22 protein-coding genes are annotated in these 16,609 nt (G+C 64.2%); 11 read left to right on the top strand and 11 right to left on the bottom strand.

Annotation, left to right across the window (positions count from 1 at the left end; genetic code table 11):
* Nucleotides 1-139: 139 nt before the first annotated feature.
* Nucleotides 140-1,135: an NAD(P)H-quinone oxidoreductase gene (locus tag ABC729_RS02580; protein WP_495606100.1), complete on the bottom strand. Its 996-nt coding sequence runs from the start codon at nucleotides 1,133-1,135 to the stop codon at nucleotides 140-142.
* Nucleotides 1,136-1,368: 233 nt separating this feature from the next.
* Here ABC729_RS02580 and ABC729_RS02575 point away from each other — a divergent pair, with 233 nt between their 5' ends.
* Genes ABC729_RS02575 through ABC729_RS02565 form a run of 3 tightly spaced genes read left to right on the top strand, consistent with a single transcriptional unit; the run spans nucleotide 1,369 to nucleotide 2,258 of the window.
* Entirely contained in the window at nucleotides 1,369-1,557 is a 189-nt protein-coding gene (locus ABC729_RS02575) for a DUF1192 domain-containing protein (protein WP_495606099.1), read from the top strand.
* 51 nt (nucleotides 1,558-1,608) lie between these two features.
* Nucleotides 1,609-1,899 carry a toxin-antitoxin system TumE family protein gene (locus ABC729_RS02570; protein WP_495606098.1) on the top strand — a complete coding sequence of 97 codons (291 nt, stop codon included), beginning with the start codon at nucleotides 1,609-1,611 and terminating at the stop codon, nucleotides 1,897-1,899.
* The gene (locus ABC729_RS02565; RefSeq protein ID WP_495606097.1) at nucleotides 1,896-2,258 is read left to right on the top strand and encodes an HVO_A0114 family putative DNA-binding protein; all 363 of its coding nucleotides are present in this window, start codon (nucleotides 1,896-1,898) and stop codon (nucleotides 2,256-2,258) included. Before ABC729_RS02570 ends, ABC729_RS02565 begins: the two co-directional genes overlap by 4 nt.
* On the opposite strand, the gene ABC729_RS02560 is transcribed toward ABC729_RS02565, so the two are convergent.
* Together ABC729_RS02560 and zapE are read right to left on the bottom strand one after the other, a co-directional pair.
* Nucleotides 2,255-2,470: a ribbon-helix-helix domain-containing protein gene (locus ABC729_RS02560; protein ID WP_495606096.1), complete on the bottom strand. Its 216-nt coding sequence runs from the start codon at nucleotides 2,468-2,470 to the stop codon at nucleotides 2,255-2,257. The genes ABC729_RS02565 and ABC729_RS02560 overlap by 4 nt on opposite strands.
* A 40-nt stretch (nucleotides 2,471-2,510) precedes the next feature.
* On the bottom strand, nucleotides 2,511-3,626 hold the full coding sequence (gene zapE / locus ABC729_RS02555) for a cell division protein ZapE (RefSeq protein WP_495606095.1): 1,116 nt from the start codon (nucleotides 3,624-3,626) through the stop codon (nucleotides 2,511-2,513).
* A gap of 160 nt (nucleotides 3,627-3,786) precedes the next feature.
* Between zapE and ABC729_RS02550 the strand changes: the two genes are divergently transcribed.
* Nucleotides 3,787-4,575, top strand: a complete 789-nt coding sequence (locus tag ABC729_RS02550; protein WP_495606094.1) for a substrate-binding periplasmic protein — start codon at nucleotides 3,787-3,789, stop codon at nucleotides 4,573-4,575.
* A gap of 24 nt (nucleotides 4,576-4,599) precedes the next feature.
* Here the strand turns inward: ABC729_RS02550 and ABC729_RS02545 are convergent, their stop codons facing one another.
* A complete protein-coding gene (locus ABC729_RS02545; RefSeq protein WP_495606093.1) occupies nucleotides 4,600-5,214 on the bottom strand; it encodes a substrate-binding periplasmic protein in 615 nt (204 codons plus the stop codon).
* Nucleotides 5,215-5,563: 349 nt separating this feature from the next.
* Here ABC729_RS02545 and ABC729_RS02540 point away from each other — a divergent pair, with 349 nt between their 5' ends.
* Entirely contained in the window at nucleotides 5,564-6,793 is a 1,230-nt protein-coding gene (locus ABC729_RS02540; RefSeq protein WP_495606092.1) for a DUF2336 domain-containing protein, read from the top strand.
* 100 nt (nucleotides 6,794-6,893) lie between these two features.
* On the opposite strand, the gene ABC729_RS02535 is transcribed toward ABC729_RS02540, so the two are convergent.
* Nucleotides 6,894-7,421 carry a hypothetical protein gene (locus tag ABC729_RS02535; RefSeq protein ID WP_495606091.1) on the bottom strand — a complete coding sequence of 176 codons (528 nt, stop codon included), beginning with the start codon at nucleotides 7,419-7,421 and terminating at the stop codon, nucleotides 6,894-6,896.
* A 187-nt stretch (nucleotides 7,422-7,608) separates the two neighbouring features.
* Between ABC729_RS02535 and ABC729_RS02530 the strand changes: the two genes are divergently transcribed.
* The 3 genes from ABC729_RS02530 (at nucleotide 7,609) to ABC729_RS02520 (ending at nucleotide 9,104) form a co-directional block, all read left to right on the top strand.
* Nucleotides 7,609-8,004 carry a dihydroneopterin aldolase gene (locus ABC729_RS02530; RefSeq protein ID WP_495606090.1) on the top strand — a complete coding sequence of 132 codons (396 nt, stop codon included), beginning with the start codon at nucleotides 7,609-7,611 and terminating at the stop codon, nucleotides 8,002-8,004.
* A 205-nt stretch (nucleotides 8,005-8,209) separates the two neighbouring features.
* Nucleotides 8,210-8,614 (top strand): hypothetical protein, encoded by a 405-nt coding sequence (locus ABC729_RS02525; RefSeq protein ID WP_495606089.1) that lies wholly within the window; start codon nucleotides 8,210-8,212, stop codon nucleotides 8,612-8,614.
* A 10-nt stretch (nucleotides 8,615-8,624) separates the two neighbouring features.
* Nucleotides 8,625-9,104 (top strand): hypothetical protein, encoded by a 480-nt coding sequence (locus ABC729_RS02520; protein ID WP_495606088.1) that lies wholly within the window; start codon nucleotides 8,625-8,627, stop codon nucleotides 9,102-9,104.
* Nucleotides 9,105-9,297: 193 nt separating this feature from the next.
* Here ABC729_RS02520 and ABC729_RS02515 read toward each other — a convergent pair whose 3' ends face one another.
* The 3 genes from ABC729_RS02515 to ABC729_RS02505 all read right to left on the bottom strand — a co-directional run bounded on the left by ABC729_RS02515 (nucleotide 9,298) and on the right by ABC729_RS02505 (nucleotide 12,042).
* Complete coding sequence (locus ABC729_RS02515) at nucleotides 9,298-10,542, bottom strand: threonine ammonia-lyase (protein ID WP_495606087.1); 1,245 nt, start codon at nucleotides 10,540-10,542, stop codon at nucleotides 9,298-9,300.
* Between the two features lie 220 nt (nucleotides 10,543-10,762).
* On the bottom strand, nucleotides 10,763-11,065 hold the full coding sequence (locus ABC729_RS02510) for a hypothetical protein (protein WP_495606086.1): 303 nt from the start codon (nucleotides 11,063-11,065) through the stop codon (nucleotides 10,763-10,765).
* 155 nt (nucleotides 11,066-11,220) lie between these two features.
* Nucleotides 11,221-12,042 (bottom strand): S49 family peptidase, encoded by an 822-nt coding sequence (locus ABC729_RS02505; RefSeq protein WP_495606085.1) that lies wholly within the window; start codon nucleotides 12,040-12,042, stop codon nucleotides 11,221-11,223.
* A 256-nt stretch (nucleotides 12,043-12,298) separates the two neighbouring features.
* On the opposite strand from ABC729_RS02505, the gene ABC729_RS02500 reads away from it, so the two are divergent.
* Nucleotides 12,299-12,949, top strand: a complete 651-nt coding sequence (locus tag ABC729_RS02500) for a substrate-binding periplasmic protein (protein WP_495606084.1) — start codon at nucleotides 12,299-12,301, stop codon at nucleotides 12,947-12,949.
* Here ABC729_RS02500 and ABC729_RS02495 read toward each other — a convergent pair.
* Nucleotides 12,943-13,692, bottom strand: a complete 750-nt coding sequence (locus tag ABC729_RS02495; protein ID WP_495606083.1) for a tRNA1(Val) (adenine(37)-N6)-methyltransferase — start codon at nucleotides 13,690-13,692, stop codon at nucleotides 12,943-12,945. The genes ABC729_RS02500 and ABC729_RS02495 overlap by 7 nt on opposite strands.
* Nucleotides 13,689-13,916: a putative signal transducing protein gene (locus ABC729_RS02490; RefSeq protein WP_495606082.1), complete on the bottom strand. Its 228-nt coding sequence runs from the start codon at nucleotides 13,914-13,916 to the stop codon at nucleotides 13,689-13,691. Before ABC729_RS02490 ends, ABC729_RS02495 begins: the two co-directional genes overlap by 4 nt.
* 157 nt (nucleotides 13,917-14,073) lie before the next feature.
* Between ABC729_RS02490 and ABC729_RS02485 the strand changes: the two genes are divergently transcribed.
* Nucleotides 14,074-15,096: a polyprenyl synthetase family protein gene (locus tag ABC729_RS02485; RefSeq protein ID WP_495606081.1), complete on the top strand. Its 1,023-nt coding sequence runs from the start codon at nucleotides 14,074-14,076 to the stop codon at nucleotides 15,094-15,096.
* Between the two features lie 65 nt (nucleotides 15,097-15,161).
* Here the strand turns inward: ABC729_RS02485 and ABC729_RS02480 are convergent, their stop codons facing one another.
* A complete protein-coding gene (locus ABC729_RS02480) occupies nucleotides 15,162-15,659 on the bottom strand; it encodes a YybH family protein (protein WP_495606080.1) in 498 nt (165 codons plus the stop codon).
* A gap of 40 nt (nucleotides 15,660-15,699) precedes the next feature.
* On the opposite strand from ABC729_RS02480, the gene ABC729_RS02475 reads away from it, so the two are divergent.
* Entirely contained in the window at nucleotides 15,700-16,596 is an 897-nt protein-coding gene (locus ABC729_RS02475) for a LytTR family DNA-binding domain-containing protein (protein WP_495606079.1), read from the top strand.
* The last annotated feature ends 13 nt before the right edge of the window (nucleotides 16,597-16,609 follow it).

Genomic DNA, 16,609 nt, shown 5'->3' with positions numbered 1-16,609 from the left:
GAAAAACGCAAAAACCGCCCGTCGCGCGCGGGAGGGGCCCCGCGCAGCCAACCGGACGGACAAGTCAACGACCCGTTCACCTATAGCGTTCCGAGACGGGACAAGCCATGGGATTTTTTAGGGGAATGGTGTAGCGCCGTTACAAGACCAGCATGATCTTGCCGATATGGGTGGAGCTTTCCATCAACCGGTGGGCATCGGCGGCGGCATCCAGGGGGAAGGTTTTGGCAATCACGGGGCGGACCTGACCACCCGTAACCAACGGCCAGACCTTTTCCCGAACGGTCGCCGCAAGGGCCGCCTTCTGTGCGGTGGTGCGGGCGCGGAGCGTCGAGCCGGTGAGGGTCAGCCGTTTCAGCATGACGGGCATCAGGTTCAGTTCCACCTTCGGCCCACGCAGGAAGGCGATGGAGACGTGACGGCCCTCCAGCGCCAGACAATCGATGTTGCGGGGCAGATAATCGCCGCCCACCATGTCCAGCACGACGTTCACCCCCTTGCCGCTCGTGGCTTCTTTCACCACCGAAACGAAATCCTGGGTCTTATAATCGATGGCGTGGTCGGCCCCCAGGTTGCGGCAGGCCTCCACCTTGTCGGCCCCGCCGGCGGTGGCGAAGACGATGGCACCCAGGGCCTTGGCCAGCTGGATGGCGATGGTGCCGATGCCCGATGTGCCGCCATGGACCAGGAGGCTTTCGCCCGCGATCAGGCCGGCGCGTTCGACCACATTGGTCCAGACGGTGAAAACCGTTTCCGGCAAGGCGGCGGCCTGCACCATGTCCAGCCCGTCGGGCACGGGCAGCACCTGCCCCGCCGGGGCCGTGGCATATTCGGCATAGCCGCCACCGCCCAGCAGCGCACAGACCTTGTCACCCACGGACCAACCCGTGACGCCATCGCCCAAGGCCGCAATGGTGCCGGACACTTCCAGGCCCGGCAGGTCCGACGCGCCGGGCGGCGGGGGGTACAGGCCCTGACGCTGCACCACATCGGGGCGGTTGACGCCCGCCACCTCCACCTTGATCAGCACCTCGCCCGCCGCCGGTTGGGGGACGGGCCGCGTGGTGGGCACCAGAACCTCCGGCCCGCCGGGCCGCGTGATCTCAACGGCGCGCATGGTCGCGGGCAGGGTCATGGGTCGGTTCCTTCATGCTTCGGGGTGGCGGCCAAGGGCGTGATACCGCAGAATGGGGCCAAGACTAGAGCGTATTTCCGTTGAACGGAAAAACGCTCTAATAGTTCGTAGTCCTCAGTCGCCGGCGCTGCATCCGCAGCTTGGCTTTCGCCGCACGAGCGGCGCGGCGGCAGTCGCCGCCGGTGCGGTTTTCCAGTCAAATGAAAACCGCCCTAAAGATAGGGATGGAACCGATGGCTTTCGACCTGGATGAATTGCTGCCCATCAAGAAAGTGACCAAGCCCGTGGACCTGACCAGCCTGTCGGTCGGCGACCTGCACGAGTATATCGCAGCGCTGGAGGCTGAGATTGTGCGCGTTAAGGCCGCTATCAAGGACAAGCAGGAGGTCGCGGCAGCGGCAGCCGCGTTCTTCAAGAAGTAGGGTGACATATGGCTATGGACGCCATATGTCCATCAATGCCATAGTATTTTGATGGCTACCACCCTACTTTTCCGTGACAAGCGGACCCTGGCTTCCGGGGCCATTGTCGAGATGCGTATCTGGCAGGTGCCTGCACCGGTGCCGCCCTCACCGCACCTGTTTAAGTACAGCCTGTTCTATGGCCGGAATGGGCGGAGGCTGGTCGGATATGACAATGAACGGGGAAAGGGCGACCACCGGCACATTGGTGAACAGGAACTTTCATACCATTTCACCAGTGTGGAACAGTTGGTCACTGATTTCCTGGCAGATGTCGTGGCGCAGGGAGAGTTGCTGACATGAGCGATCTGAAGGTCCATATCGGGGATAGCGCCAGCGTGACCGCCATGGGTGACCGCTTCATTGCCGCCTGGAACCGGGCGGCAAAGGGGCACCCGGTCAATGAACGCCATCTCAGCTTTGGCACATTGCAGGAAGCAGCAGCGGTCCTGACACCGCGACGGATGGAATTGCTGCGCGCCATTCACGATGAGCCGGCGGCCAGCATCCGCGCCGTGGCGCAACGTCTGGGACGGGACTATCGCAATGTGCATGCAGATGTCAGCGCGCTGATCGACCATGGCCTGATCGACCGGGATGATGCCGGGGGATTGCGTGCTGATTACAATGGCATCGCCCTTGATCTGGCCGTTGCCTTTTAAGTTTTTTGAGACCGAAACGCCGCCAGCACATAGACCCGCAAGGCACTGGACAGGTTGCCAGTGCGGGTGGCGTCGATGCGTTCGATCAAAGCGTTGACGGACAAGCCTTCTGCCGCCGCCAGTTCCTTCAACGCGTCCCAGAAGGGTTCTTCCAGGGTGACGCTGGTGGGGTGGCCGGCGACCATGACGGAGCGTTTGCGGACTTCGGTCATTTTTCTTGCTCCGCCCGTCGGCGGCCTGGGCTAAGCCCCGTCACGTCAGATGCTCGCGCGCCAGGTATTCCTGGCTCTGCATTTCCATCAGGCGGCTGATGGTGCGCTGGAACTCGAACGCGTGGGTGCCTTCGGCGTAGATGCGTTCGGGGGCGACCTCGGCGGCGATGATGGTATTGACCTTATGCTCATACAGCGCGTCGATCAGGGTCATGAAGCGCTTGGCCTCATTGCGCAGCGCCTCTGGCAGGCGGGGCACGTGATCGATCAGGACCGTGTGGTAATGCGTGGCAATGGCGAGGTAGTCGCCGGCCCCCAGCGGCCTTGCGCAGAGTTCATCGAAGGTGAACCAGGCGACGCCCCTAGCACAGCGGGGTACATCCACGCGCCGGCCTTGCACCGTCAGGTGGGTGGCGGTGGACATGGCATTGTCGGTCAGGTCGGCGAAGGTCTGGGCCATCGCCTCTGCCGTGCCCGCCGTCAGGGGATAGTGATAGACCTTGGCCCCCATCAGCCGGGCCAGACGGTAATCCCGCGCCGAGGCCAGATGCAGCACGTCCAGCCGTTCCTTCAGCAAGGCGATGAAGGGCAGGAACAGCTGCCGGTTCAGGCCGTCCTTATAGAGGTCGTCGGGGGGCCAGTTGCTGGTCGCGACCACCACCACGCCCAGATCGAACAGGGCCGTGAACAGCCGGCCCAGGATCATGGCGTTGGTGATGTCGGTGACGTGGAATTCGTCAAAGCAAAGCAGCCAGCCCTCCGCCGCGATCTCCTTGGCGACCTCCACCACCTCGTCACCCTTGGCGCGGCCCTCGCCCCGGATGGCGTGGAGCCGTTCATGGACGCGCAGCATGAAGGCGTGGAAATGCACCCGCACCTTTTCATCGACCGGGGCGGTTTCGAAGAACAGGTCCATCAACATGGATTTGCCGCGTCCGACATCACCATAGATATAGAGGCCCTGGGGTGCGGGATCGGGGCGGCGCGTCAGGCCCAGGCGGGCGCGCCAGCCCGTCTGTCCGGTCGCGGGACGATAGCCCTTCAGGGCGTGCCAGAGGCTTTCCAGCTTTTCCGCCGCCAGTTCCTGGGCCGGATCGGCCTTCAGCGTGCCGGTGCCGCGACGGGCGCGGTAGACGGAAAGGGGGCCGTCGGTCATGGCGTGTTCGTGAGCAAGGTCAAGGATTTGCACGCCAACTGGTAAAGCCAGCCCGTCCCCTTCGCAAGCGCGGCATGGGCGACCCTGCCCTGTGGCATCATCGGGTATGTCGAAATTGGTCGTTACATTTTAAACAAATTTGTGTGAAATCTTTGCAGTCATGAATATGCACACCCGCCCCCTGCTGGCCGTCCTTGCGGCCCTTTTCGTGTTTTTGGTCGCCTTGCCGGCGGCCCGTGCGGGAGCGGCATGCCATTTGCGGATCGTGTGGACGGAGCTGCCACCCTATCAGACCATGGGGGCCGACGGAAAGCCATCGGGCATCGATATCGAGCTGGTCAGCGAGGCCAGCCGGCGCATGCCCTGCACCATCGACTGGGAATTCGCGCCCCGCGCCCGCGCCCTGCTGCTGGTGCAGGAGGGTAAGGCCGATGCCGTGGTGGGCGTGGGCCGGACGGCGGAGCGCGAGGCGTTCGGCATCTTCTCCCAGCCCATCCGCGAGGGGCGCAATGTCCTGATCGTGCGCAAGGGTTATGCCGCGAAATTCCCGTATCAGAGCCTGACGGCGCTGGCCGCCGGCAATTTCCGGCTGGGTGTGGTGGCAGGGTCCAAATACAGCCAGGAATTCGAAGACCTGACGCGCAGCGGCGCGCTGACCGACAACATCATCCAGGTCCAGAATGGCGAGAGCGCCATGGCCATGTTGATGCGCGACCGGATCGACGGGTTCATTGATGGCTATCGCATCGCGCTGAACCGTGCGGCGCAACTGGGCCTGGGTGACGAGATTGATGTGCATCCGATGTTCGTCAATGACCACAAGGCCTTCGCCCTGTTCAGCCAGGCCGCCAACATCAACCCCGCAATCATCACCCGTTTCAATGCCGTGATCATGGGCATGAAGGAAGACGGCACCATCGCCCGCATCATCAGCAATTACGGCAGTTGACGCCCGGCACCCAAGCCGGACATGTCACGGTGCCTGCCAGTCGCCCAGGCCGTAACGCGCCATGATATGCGACAGTTCGCCCGAGCGGCGCAGGGACCTTATCCCTTCATCCAGCGTCGCGGCCCGCGCCGCCGCCTTTGGCCCCGGTGCGAAGGCCACGAACAGAGGCGTGCCCTCATTGAGGGGTTGGATATCGACCAGATTGTCAATGCCCTGCGCGGCCAGAGCGAAGCCGACGACATTCACGTCCTCCACCATCGCATCGACGCGACCCGTCAGCAGCTTTTTCAGGTTCTGGTCCGTGACATCGTCACCCGACGCCAGTTCCAGCCGGTTGCTGTCGGTAGCATGGGTCTGGATGTATTTGTCCATCTCCTCCCCATAGGAATAATCCTTCACCGCTGCCAGCCGTTTGCCATCAAGGCTTTTCAGGCCGGTATAGCGCCACGGTCCGCCACGCCGTGTGACGATGACGTTCGTGGACAGGCCGATGGCCTGTTTGCCGAAAACCAGACCCGCGCCATCCGCCGCAGTCGCGCCGGCCACCGCCTCAATCCGGCCTGCCCGCGCCTCTTCCACGGCGCGCGACCAGGGGAGCAGCTGATAGTCGATCCCACCGTCGGCGAACACATGGCGCATGATCTCAATCATGTATCCAGGCCGATCAGCCTTGGGATCGCAATTATAAGGACACCAGGCATCGGCCCGCAGACGGATTGGTTCCGCCGCCTTTACTGAACCTACCAACAACAAGGGCGCGAGGGCGACCAGAATACCCAAAAAACGGCGCATAGCCAGACTCCGATACCAGGAAAATGATTAGTTAACCATACTTTATTAGAATAATACCACATATTATAGCAACTTTTAGTGACATTTACATGTATCGTGAGTGCAGCAACGTTCGGCAGAAGCGAGTTGAAACCGGCGCACGGATAGGGGATCGTGGCGGCATGCTGACCGTTCCCCTGCCCCGTCCCCGCTCCTGATGACAGACCGGCCCGACAAAGCGCTGCCGGCGGAGGCGTATGAGCGGGCCAAGGCGCTGGCGCGCAGCGGTGACCCGGCACAACGCGCCGAACTGGCGCTGCAACCGGAGACGCCGCCGGAGCTGCTATACTATCTGGCCGATGATGATGACCCGCTGGTCCGCCGCGCGGTCGCGTTCCGCAGCGAGACGCCGGTGCAGGCGGCCCCCCGGCTGGCCCGTGATCTGGATACCGATGTGCGGGTGCTGCTGTCGCGCAAGCTGGCGCGGGCCTTGCCGCACCTGACGGGGGCCGAGCATGCCGCCATCCGCGATCTGGCCCACCACGCCCTGACCATGCTGGCCGCCGATCAAGTGGTGCGGGTGCGGGCCGCCCTGGCCGGCGCGCTGCGCGATGTCGCATCCGCCCCGCCCGGCCTGATCGCCGGTCTGGCCCGCGACGTGGCGCGGGAAGTGGCGGAACCGATCCTGCGCGGCTGCGTCAATCTGGCGGACGAAGAACTGGTCGCCATCATCGCGGCCCAGCCCGTGCCCTGGGTCCTGGAAGCCATCGCGCGGCGCGACCATGTGTCGGCACCGGTGGCAGAGGCGGTGGCCGCCACCGGCGACCCGGTGGCAACGGCCAGCCTTCTGGCCAATCCCGGTGCGGCCCTGTCCGACCGGGCCATGTCGCGGCTGGTGGAAAAGCCGCTGTCAGCCATGGACATGGCCAAGACCACCGCCAAGCCGCTGCTGCCACCCTCGCTGCTGGGCAAGCTGGCCCGCATTGTCGAGGACAGCATCAAGGGCGAACTGGTGGGACAGGGATTTGACCGGCAAGAGCGGCAGGAGGTGGTGGAGGTCACCCAGCGCCGCCTGGACTGGGCCCGCGATTATGTGAAGCGCGAGCCGCCGGACGCCAAGGCCGCCCGCCTGAAGGCCGAAGGCAAGCTGGACGAGGCGGCCATCTGGGACGCGCTGTCCTGGGGCGACAAGCCGTTCGTGCGCGAAGCCCTGGCCCTGCGCGCCGATCTGCCGGCGGAGCTGGTGCAACGGATCACCGATACGCAGAGTGCGCGGGCCATTACGGCGCTGGCCTGGCGGGCCGGGCTTTCCATGCGCTGCGCCCGGCTGTTGCAGCTGAAATCCGGCCTGCCGCCGCCCAAGCTGCTGAATGCCCGGTATGGGGTGGATTACCCGATGACCGAAGCGGAAATGCGGTGGCAGTTGGGGTTGTTCGGGGTGGAGTGAGATGTAGCGCGGATTAGCGAAGCGTAATCCGCGGGCCGACGGTGACGGGCTTTCCGCGGATTACGCTTCGCTAATCCGCGCTACGATGATAACCGCGCCATCACTCAAACGTGCGCAACGCCGCCGGCGCACCTTTCAGGTGCTTGTCCAGCAGGCTGACGATTTCTTCCATCTGGGTGCGGACCTTGTCCAGTTCCATGGAGGTTTTGTCGTCCAGGGCCGCTTCCATCAGCATCATGTCGAAATCATTCAGCAGGCTTTGCAGGCTTTCGCGTTCGGCCTGCAGGATGTCATAAGCGCCCAGGGCGTGGATCAGCAGTTCCGGCGGGTCGCGGAAGAAAGCCAGGCTCATGCGCGTGAAGCTGGTGATGGAGCGCAGGCGCATGCGGATCAGCCAGCCGCGCAGATCGGCCGGCACGCCCCGGTTGGGCGCTTCCTCCGCCTTGTCGGTGATGGTGAAGATCAGCGCCTGGATTTCAAGATACCGGGCGCGCGCCTTCTTGAAATCGGGGAAGGTGGCCAGCTTCACCCCTTCCTGCTTTTCATACAGGCTGACGGCACCGGCCAGCGACTGCGACAAATGTCGCAATACTGTCGCCCGCTGCGCGGCATCCTGTTCGTAACGCATGAATATCCCCGTGTGCGTCAACCTTTGTAATGTCGCGCACTCTATCCGGGGAAGGCAAGCAACGCCACCACGCCTTAAGGATGGACCCGAAAGGCCGCACGGCCAACGCAGGGGGGCAAAAGCAGAAGGGCAGCCCCAGCATCCCCGTCGCTTGTCCCGGCCCCGGCCCGATGGTAGAGCAGCAGGCATGATGCAGCCCCTGGCCCGCCCCCTTCCCCACCCCACAACCGACGCGCCGCCGCGCGATGCGGCGCAAGTGGTGCTGGTCGTGCGCGATCTGGTGGTGACCACGCTGATCGGCATTTACGATTACGAACATGTGAAGCCGCAGCGCCTGCGCCTGAACCTGGAACTGGCGCTGAACAGCGGCAGCCCGGAGCCGTGGACCCATGCCGATCTGGTCAATACGGCCAGCCGCATCGTCACCGAGGGCCATACAAACCTGCTGGAATGTCTGGCCGAACGTCTGGCGTCGGTCCTGCTGTCCGACGGGCGCGCATCCATGGCCCTGATCCGTCTGGAAAAACTGGACGCGTTCGCGGAATGCGAAGCGGTGGGCGTGGAGATCGTGCGGGCGGCATGATGTATAGCAAGGCGGATGTCCGCACATCATGCCAGATCAGTGAAATCCATTTGTCGTAATTTTATGAACGTTCAGTACTCAATAGCATTAACCATTAATTATAAATAAACATACATTGGGATGCAACCTTGAATGGAATAGTTTCCTATGGAACACCCTCAATTTATACTGCATAGATTTCCAACCAGCTACTCTGGGGGAAAAAATGAAGCTGCCCAAGTTGGCACTATTGGGGGTTATTGCAGCGCTTTCCGGATGTGTGACCGGAACGAATAACCAGCCCGTCACGACGAGAAACAGCGAACTGACGCACGGCAACGTCCAGATGAACCTGAAGGTGGGCGAGACCACCCAAACACAGGTTTTGGAAGCATTCGGCGCGCCAAACATTACAACCATTGATGGCTCTGGCCAGGAAGTGTGGACGTATCAGCGTGCAGCCACTGTTGCGCAGGCGTCAGCTTCTTCGGACTATTGGACTGTCATTCTTGCTGGCAGCTCCAATGCAGCCGCAGGCTTTGAGCAGACGAGCCGCACCATGACGCTGATCATTAAGTTCAATGACAAGAAGGTCGTGTCCGATTTCCGGTCACGGTCCAGCAACTTCTGAGGATTTTCACATGAAAATGAAGAATATTTTTTTGGCGGCTGCGATCATGCTGATCCCGGCAGCTTGCGGCAGTGCGCCAAAGGCGGAAAAGACGTCGTTGGAGATGCAGTCAATTCAGTCCCGTGAGTTCGAGACTTCGAAAGAAATCGCTTTCGCTTCTGTTGTCTCGATTTTCCAGGACTTGGGCTACATCGTCCAAAGTGCCGATAAGGATACCGGCTTCATAACTGCCAACAGCCCCACCAAAAATACCAAGGATTGGCTGTTTACAGGCAACAACTACAATACGCAGACCAAGGCTACTGCATTTGTCGAACAGATTCGCCCGGGATTTGCAAAAGTGCGCCTGAACTTTGTTGCCACAACACAGACTTCCGCCTGGTATGGTCAGTCTGGTCAGGAAGACGTGCCGATTCAGGACGAGAAGATTTACCAGACGGCCTTTGAGAAGATTGGGGACGCAATCTTCGTGCGTGCCGGGTCGAAGTAATTTCCTACGAGTCCGCAGTTCAAGGAAGGGGCCACGGCGACTGGAAACGGTAACTGTGGCCCCTTTCTTTTGCCTGAGATTCGCAGGTCGGGCCGAGTGGTGTAGCGCAGGAGCCTGTGGTGAGGATAGCCCTTGGGGCCCCTGGACCCCGGCTTTCGCCGGGGAGGCAGGAAACATAATAAGGCCGCAGACCTTATTTCACCCCGCCGGCCAGCACCTGCACCGTCAGGCCGCCGGTCGTGCGCAGGGTTTCGAGGACGCGTTCGGCGTGGCGTTTGGACCGGCATTCGATGGTCAGGTCGATGTCGGTGGCCTTCACCGTGGTGGTGGTGAACAGGCGCTGGTGCGAGGCCTCGATGATGTTGCCGCCAGCTTCGCCCACCAGACCGGTGATACGGGCCAGCACGCCGGGACGGTCGGGAATGGCGATGCGGATGGCAATCAGGCGGCTTTCACGCACCAGTTGGCGCATGATCACCTGGGCCAGCAGGCGGCTGTCGATGTTGCCGCCGCACAGGACCAGACCGACCTTTGATCCCTGAAACAGCTGCGGATGGGTCAGCAGGGCGGCAAGGCCTGCCGCACCCGCCCCTTCGGCCACCGTCTTTTCAATGTTCAGGAACAGGGCCACCGCCTCTTCCACCGCGACATCGGGGACCAGCACCACCTGATCGACCAGGGTGCGGCAGATATCGAGCGTCAGGGCACCGACATTCTTCACCGCGATGCCTTCGGCAATGGTGTCGCCGCCGACCTGGATCGGCTCGCCCTTCAGGGCCTGGGCCATGGCGGGGTAGGCTTCCACCTCCACCCCGATGATGCGGATGGCGGGGTTCAGGGCCTTGGCCGCAACGGCAATACCGCTGATCAGGCCGCCGCCGCCCACGGGCACCACCAATGTGTCCAGGTGCGGGACAGCGTCCAGCATCTCCAGCCCGATGGTGCCCTGGCCGGCGATCACGTCGGGATCATCATAGGGATGGACGAAGACCAGCCCTTCGTCGCGCGACAGGCGTTCGGCCTCTGCCGCCGCCTCGGCCAGGACGGCCCCTTTCAGGACGACGCGGGCACCATGTTCCTCCGTCCGTTCCACCTTGGTGAAGGGCGTGCCTTCGGGCATGACGATGGTGGCGGGGATGCCCAGGCGGCCGGCGTGATAGGCCACGCCCTGGGCATGATTGCCGGCGGACATGGCGACGACGCCGCGCCGACGCTCCTCCTCATTCAGCTTGCGCAGCTTGTTCAGGGCGCCGCGTTCCTTGAAGGCGGCGGTGAACTGCAAATTCTCAAACTTCACCCAGACCTCGGCCCCCGTCAGTTGCGACAGGGTGCGCGACGGGACGCAGGGCGTGTCCATGATATGGCCGGTGAGCGCCTTCGCGGCGTCCTTCACATCGGCCAGGGTTACGGACAGGGGGGCGGTGGAAGCGGCGGTCATGGATTGCGGTCTCCTTGGACGCAAGATCACGGCATCCCATCCACCGCGACAGGGCGGGCGGGGCCGGTGGGTGCGCGTTCAGGTCCGCGCACTTCTCACGCTTTCTTGAGTCTCACGCCCGACCGTTGCTGACGAGACGATTTTTCACAGCGCTGGTAGACCGGGTTTTCGGTGGCGGGAGAGTCGCAGATGCGGTGCCGGCATGTGTGGTGAAGGTTGGTCAGCGCGGACAGCCCGGCGTGCCGCAACGGGCCGCGTCCGCCGCGACATAGACGCCGCAGACGGCGCATTTGGCCATTTCCTGCGTGGTAGCCGACGGCGTCTTGCGGTCAGTGCCGCGCGGCGTCTTTGCGCGGTCGCCGCCATTGCGCCGCAACGCCGCCTCGCGCTGCCGCTGGACCTTGCCCAGCAGGCGGAACGCGAACCAGACGATGGCCAGAAGGCCCACCAGGGTGATGATCTTGGTCAAGGACAGCATGGCGGCAAAGTGTGGGAAGCCGGGAACGGGAGCAAGTAAAATCATATCAATCTCCCATGACCAGTAACTGGTCATGGGAGATTTTGTGTTCCCTCAGGCGCCGGGCGCTGCCATCCGGCAGCTTGGCTTTCGGCGCACGAGCGCCGGGCTGGCGGTCGCCAGCCTCCAGCCTGCCGAGGGTAAACCCTCCGCAGGCTGGTTCAGAGACCAAAACGCGCAAAGGCGGCGCGTTCGGATGCCGCATCGGCCACCCCATTGGCCAGCGAGCGCGCATCCAGCCCGATGAAACGGCCCAGGCCGGGACCGCGCGGGGGATTGATCAGGCGGATATCCACCTTGTCCCCGAACCGGTCGCGCAGGGTGGCGCGCATGTCGCCGGTACGGTCGATCAGGCCAAGCTCCACCGCCCTGGTCCCCGTCCAGAAGGCACCGGAGAACAGGTCATCCTCCGCCGCCTGCAACCGGGAACCGCGCCGGTCGCGAACCCAGGCCTTGAATGTCTCATGCATTTCCGCCTGGATCGATTTCAGATGGGCCACATCCTCCTCCCGCTCGGGGCGGAACGGGTCCAGCATGGCCTTGGACGCGCCCGACGTATGGACACGCCGGTCCACGCCCAGCCGATCGATCAGGCCCGTGAAGCCAAAGCCGGCGGAAATGACGCCGATGGAGCCGATGATGGAACAGGCATCGGCCGTAATCTCATCCGCCGCACAGGCCAGCCAGTAACCGCCCGACGCGGCCACATCCTCCACAAACCCCAGGACGGGCACGTTCTTTTCAAGCGCCAGCGCCCGGATCCGCCGCCCGATCAGGGCCGATTGCACCGGGGAGCCGCCGGGAGAATTGATAGACAGCGCCACCGCCGCCAGACCGGTAGGCGCGAAGGCCCGGTCAATATCATCGGCCAACCCCTCCAGCGACAGGCCGCGCCGGCCCATGCCGATAGCGCCCGACAGGCGCAGCACCGACACAAGCGGCGACACAGACAGGCCGGCAAATTTCCTGAGGCGGCGGATCATGGGCGAAGACTTTCCAAAGCAAAGACCAGGGAGAGAAGATGGGGGTGGCAAGGGTGCCACGGTAGCCCCATCCCATCCGAAAGCACCATGAGAAGGTTTGACCCGGCCCCGTCATAGAGGCAACCTGTCTTCTATGACGAATGTCCGAAACACGCCAAGACTATTGGTATATATCATTGCGGCAGTCTGCATCCTTTCATTGGTGCAGATTGCCACTCCACTCGCCCATGCCGAGAAAGCGACAATGGTAGAGCTGATGGCGGTGCAGAGCCCGCCCATGGCCATGGAAAATGAGGAAGAGCCGGGTGCCGTTCTGGAACTGGCTGTCGCGGCGGTGGAGCGGGCGGGGCTGACGCCCAAGGTCACCTTCATCCCCTGGCGGCGGGCGCAGGAGATGGTGTCGGGCGGCAAGGACCTGTTGATCGCGCCCATGACCCTGTTGCCATCGCGTGTCGATAAATATACCTGGATCGCCCCGCTGTGCCGCATGGAACGGTCCGTCGCCAGCGTCAAATACCGCATCGACAGCCTGGATCAGGCCAAGCGGGACCGGCGCACGCTGGTGGTGGGGGCCGGCAGTGCCCAGGACATTCAGCTGCGCGAGTGGGGCTATCCGCCCGAGCTGATCGTCACCACGCCGCTGGGCACGCGGGAGGCCGACATGCTGGCCAGCGGGCGGGTCGATGGCTGGTACAGCGGAACGGCGCAGATCCGCTGGCGCTGGGAACGGGAGGGGCGGAAGGAGCGGCTTAACATCGGCACCCCCATCATCGTGGATCAGATCTTCCTGGCCTGTTCGCGTGATTGCGACCCGACGCTGGCCGCCACCCTGCGCGCCGCGCTGCAAAGCCTGCGCGATGATGGGACGGGGGATAAAATCCTGGCCCGTTACGCGCTTTATTATTGAAGCGGCAGCGGGGCTGCGTCGCGCAGGATGGCCTCGGTCGCCGGGCTGTAGCCCTGCCCCTCCCCATGCAGGACAAGGCCAGGCAGCAGCGACAAGGGCCCGCGCGCATCACGCCGGGCGCTGACGATCACCCGCTTGGCCGGCACCCCGGCGCGGGGCCAGAGCGGCAGGACGCGGATATCCCCGAACCGGCCCGTCAGCTGCGACAGAAGATGGTCCAGCCGCTCCGCCGGATAGATCAGGGTCAGGGTTCCCCGGCTTTTCAACAGGCGCAGGGAGGCCTGTACAAACCCCGCCAGATCACCCGCCCCTTCCCCATGGCTGCCGGCCTTATGCAGGCTGGGCGAAGGCGTGTGGCGGCCCGTGGGCCAGAAGGGCGGGTTGGCCATGATATGGTCAAAACTGTTGGGGCGCAGGGTGTCCGGCGGGGTGGTGACGTCGCCGTCCATGACGCTGACCCGGTCGGGGAGACCAGAGGCCAGCGCCCCGCGCCGGGCCAGATCGGCGGCGAAGGGCTGGATCTCCAGCCCCGTCACACATAGGCCCGGTACACGCGCGGCCAGGCACAGCAGCGCCGCCCCCGTGCCGCAGCCCAGTTCCAGCACGGCCTGTCCCGCCACGGCGGGCACAGCGGCGGCCAGCAGGACCGGGTCGATGGCGGCGCGATAGCCCTTTTCCGGCTGGAACAAAGTGACGCGGCCACCCAACAGTTTGGTGGCATCGATATCGCCGGAACCGGTCACGCCAAAGCCCCCGGTGCAACCGGCAGACCGGCTTCAATCAGCAGGGCGCGGGCGTCGGCCAGATCATCATCGGCGACGCAGAGACGGCGGGGAATGGCCCCGATGCTGCCTTCCAGCACGGATGTATGCTGGTCCAGCAGCACCGCCGGAATGCTGGCATCGGCCAGCAGCGCCTGGGCAAAGCTCAGTTCCACCGGGTCGTTGCTGCGGATCAGCGGCTGCATCGGTCCCCCTACCCCCTAGAGTTTCAAGGCGGACATGCCGCGCATAATCGCCGCCGGGTCTTGACCCGCCGGGCTTCCCCGCTATGCTCCCCCGCAATCCCATGGCCCGTCAACCGGGCTTGATGTCTGCTGCCTTCTCGCGATGGAGCCTTGACCCGTGGCCACTGTGACCACCCTTGATCCCAAGCGCCGGAAGCCGGACACCAATGCGCTCGACAATCTGGTCGCCCTGGTAGCCCAGGATCTGGCCGATGTGAATGAGATCATCATCAACCGTATGCAGTCGCCCGTGGCGCTGATCCCGCAGCTGGCGGGATATCTGATCGCCAGCGGCGGCAAGCGGTTGCGCCCCGTCTTGACGCTGGCGGCTGCCAAGCTGTGCGGCTATCAGGGCGACACGCACAAGCCGCTGGCGGCCTGTGTGGAGTTCATCCATACGGCCACCCTGCTGCATGACGACGTGGTCGATGAAAGCGACCTGCGGCGTGGGCAGGCCAGCGCCAATGCCGTTTATGGCAACAAATCCTCGGTCCTGGTCGGCGATTTCCTGTTCTCCCGCGCCTTTCAGGTGATGGTGGAGGCCGGGTCGCTGGACGTGCTGCGCATCCTGTCGAACGCGTCGGCCGTCATCTCCGAAGGCGAGGTTTTGCAGCTGATCACGTCGAACGATACGGAGACCAGCGAAGAAGCCTATCTGGAGGTCATCAAGGCCAAGACGGCGGAACTTTTCGCCGCCGCCTGCCGCATCGGTGCCGTGGTGGCGGGTCGCCCGACGGCGGAAGAAGATGCGCTGCGTTCTTATGGCATGAACCTGGGCATCGCCTTCCAGCTGGTCGATGACGTGCTGGATTATTCGGCGGCGCAGGCCAAGCTGGGCAAGAATATCGGTGATGATTTCCGGGAGGGCAAGATCACCCTGCCCATCGTCCTGGCCTTCCGCCGCGGCGATGACGAGGAACGGGCGTTCTGGCGCCGGACCATGGAAGATCTGGACCAGGGCGACGGCGACCTGGAACGCGCCATCGCCCTGATGGTCAAGCACAATGCCCTGCATGACAGCGTGGAGCGCGCCCGGCATTACGTGTCGGTGGCCCGTGACGCGCTGGGCCTGTTCCCGGCCAGCCCGGTGAAGCGCGCCCTGCTGGACGTGTTGGAATTCGTGGTCGACCGGGATTATTGATGGCGGTGTGCCGCGCAGGAAATCAGGCCGGGAGGGTTCGCCCCCCGGCCTTTTTCATGTGCCGGTCAGGGCTGCTTGGCCGGTGCCGGGGCGGGGTCGGCCAGGGGGATGGCGCGGACGGCGGACAGAAGCCAGGCACCATCGCGACGCACCGCCACGGAATTGGTGCGGAAGCGGCGGGCGACCTTCCAGGTGCCGTCGGCCTGCACCTGTTCCACCGACACGTCGCTGTCGGTCAGGACCAGATCGGGGGACAGCGCCTGGAACACCGTCAGGCGCGTGACATGGCGGAACCCGTCCGGTCGGCGGGCAAAGGCGTTGGCGAAATAGTCGCGCATGGCCGCGCGGCCCAGCAACGGTGCCTCGCTGGCCAGACGCAGCATACCGTCTTCGGCATAGATCGCCGCCATGCCGTCCGTGTCCTTGGCATTCCACACGGCATCGGACCGGGCCGCCACAGCCAGCAGCGCCGCCTGATCCGCCGCCGATACCGGCTGTGCGCGGGCCGGCAGGACCGAGACCAAGGCCAGCAGCACCAACCCGGTACGGAAAATCATCCTCATGTTCAGGAACCTCTTTGCAGGAAATGGAGGGGACGGCACCATGGCGACCGGAAAATCCAGGGGGAAAGCCTTGCTGCGTGACCGCCACCTGCCCTTCGTGAACGCCGTTCGCGCCCTGATCCGGCCTGATCCGGGCGGATGGACCCTGCCCGTGCGCAATCTGCTTGTGGTTCTGGCGGTGGGATTGCTGCTGGGGCGCATCGGGCCGGTGGGGACGTTCAGCGAGCTGTCGCCGGGTGCGCGCTATCTTTACTGGGGTGTGCTGACACCCCTGATGTGGGTGCAGACGGGACTGATTCTGGCCTGGATGCGGCAGGCGGCGTGGGGAAAGCGACTGGGCTGGCCCCTGGCCCCGGCGCTGGCCGCCCTGGCGGGGGCCGTGCCGACCCTGTTCGAGGTGGCCTGGGCAGAGGGGATCAGCCGCGTCGGCGGGGCGCTGACGCCGCTGTCCATGCTGAAGACCTATGGTGATGTCTGCCTGTTCGCCCTGGCGCTCGCCATCCCGCTGGACCGTATCGGCGGCATGGCGGTGGCGCCGGGGGCGGTGCCGCATATGCCAGCGACAGAAACACCGGAGGAGCCGCCAGCAGCGCCCGCAACCGCAGCGTCCGCCGCGATGCCGCCCTGCCCCTTCCTGGACCGTCTGCCGCCCCGTCTGGGCCGGCAGCTGCTGGCCTTGTCAGCGGAGGATCATTATCTGCGGGTGCATACGACCCTGGGCGATGATCTGCTGCTCTGCCGGTTGAGCGAGGCGGAGGCGGAACTGGCCAGCTTCCCCGGCCTGCGGGTCCACCGGTCCTGGTGGGTGGCGCGGGCCGCCGTCACGGGCAGCCGCAGGATGGGGGAAAAGCAGGTCCTGACACTGATTAACGGCCTGGAAGTGCCGGTCAGCCGCACCTATCTCCAGGCCGCCCGCGCCGCCGGCCTGCCCCTTTGAGACAGCGATGCTG

This window comes from Niveispirillum sp. CC-CTL257, from assembly GCF_059489915.1.
This window is presented reverse-complemented; position numbering and strand designations above follow the sequence as displayed.

Coding starts and splice junctions, on each gene's coding strand:
- ABC729_RS02475 (WP_495606079.1), top strand. CDS start 15,700: ATGGCGACCGGAAAATCCAGGGGGAAAGCCTTGCTGCGTGACCGCCAC.
- ABC729_RS02490 (WP_495606082.1), bottom strand. CDS start 13,916: ATGCAGCCGCTGATCCGCAGCAACGACCCGGTGGAACTGAGCTTTGCC.
- ABC729_RS02540 (WP_495606092.1), top strand. CDS start 5,564: ATGACAGACCGGCCCGACAAAGCGCTGCCGGCGGAGGCGTATGAGCGG.
- ABC729_RS02500 (WP_495606084.1), top strand. CDS start 12,299: ATGGCGGTGCAGAGCCCGCCCATGGCCATGGAAAATGAGGAAGAGCCG.
- ABC729_RS02515 (WP_495606087.1), bottom strand. CDS start 10,542: ATGACCGCCGCTTCCACCGCCCCCCTGTCCGTAACCCTGGCCGATGTG.
- ABC729_RS02520 (WP_495606088.1), top strand. CDS start 8,625: ATGAAAATGAAGAATATTTTTTTGGCGGCTGCGATCATGCTGATCCCG.
- ABC729_RS02510 (WP_495606086.1), bottom strand. CDS start 11,065: ATGATTTTACTTGCTCCCGTTCCCGGCTTCCCACACTTTGCCGCCATG.
- ABC729_RS02550 (WP_495606094.1), top strand. CDS start 3,787: ATGAATATGCACACCCGCCCCCTGCTGGCCGTCCTTGCGGCCCTTTTC.
- ABC729_RS02530 (WP_495606090.1), top strand. CDS start 7,609: ATGATGCAGCCCCTGGCCCGCCCCCTTCCCCACCCCACAACCGACGCG.
- ABC729_RS02480 (WP_495606080.1), bottom strand. CDS start 15,659: ATGAGGATGATTTTCCGTACCGGGTTGGTGCTGCTGGCCTTGGTCTCG.
- ABC729_RS02570 (WP_495606098.1), top strand. CDS start 1,609: ATGGCTACCACCCTACTTTTCCGTGACAAGCGGACCCTGGCTTCCGGG.
- ABC729_RS02525 (WP_495606089.1), top strand. CDS start 8,210: ATGAAGCTGCCCAAGTTGGCACTATTGGGGGTTATTGCAGCGCTTTCC.
- ABC729_RS02535 (WP_495606091.1), bottom strand. CDS start 7,421: ATGCGTTACGAACAGGATGCCGCGCAGCGGGCGACAGTATTGCGACAT.
- ABC729_RS02545 (WP_495606093.1), bottom strand. CDS start 5,214: ATGCGCCATGTGTTCGCCGACGGTGGGATCGACTATCAGCTGCTCCCC.
- ABC729_RS02565 (WP_495606097.1), top strand. CDS start 1,896: ATGAGCGATCTGAAGGTCCATATCGGGGATAGCGCCAGCGTGACCGCC.
- ABC729_RS02575 (WP_495606099.1), top strand. CDS start 1,369: ATGGCTTTCGACCTGGATGAATTGCTGCCCATCAAGAAAGTGACCAAG.
- ABC729_RS02580 (WP_495606100.1), bottom strand. CDS start 1,135: ATGACCCTGCCCGCGACCATGCGCGCCGTTGAGATCACGCGGCCCGGC.
- zapE (WP_495606095.1), bottom strand. CDS start 3,626: ATGACCGACGGCCCCCTTTCCGTCTACCGCGCCCGTCGCGGCACCGGC.
- ABC729_RS02560 (WP_495606096.1), bottom strand. CDS start 2,470: ATGACCGAAGTCCGCAAACGCTCCGTCATGGTCGCCGGCCACCCCACC.
- ABC729_RS02505 (WP_495606085.1), bottom strand. CDS start 12,042: ATGATCCGCCGCCTCAGGAAATTTGCCGGCCTGTCTGTGTCGCCGCTT.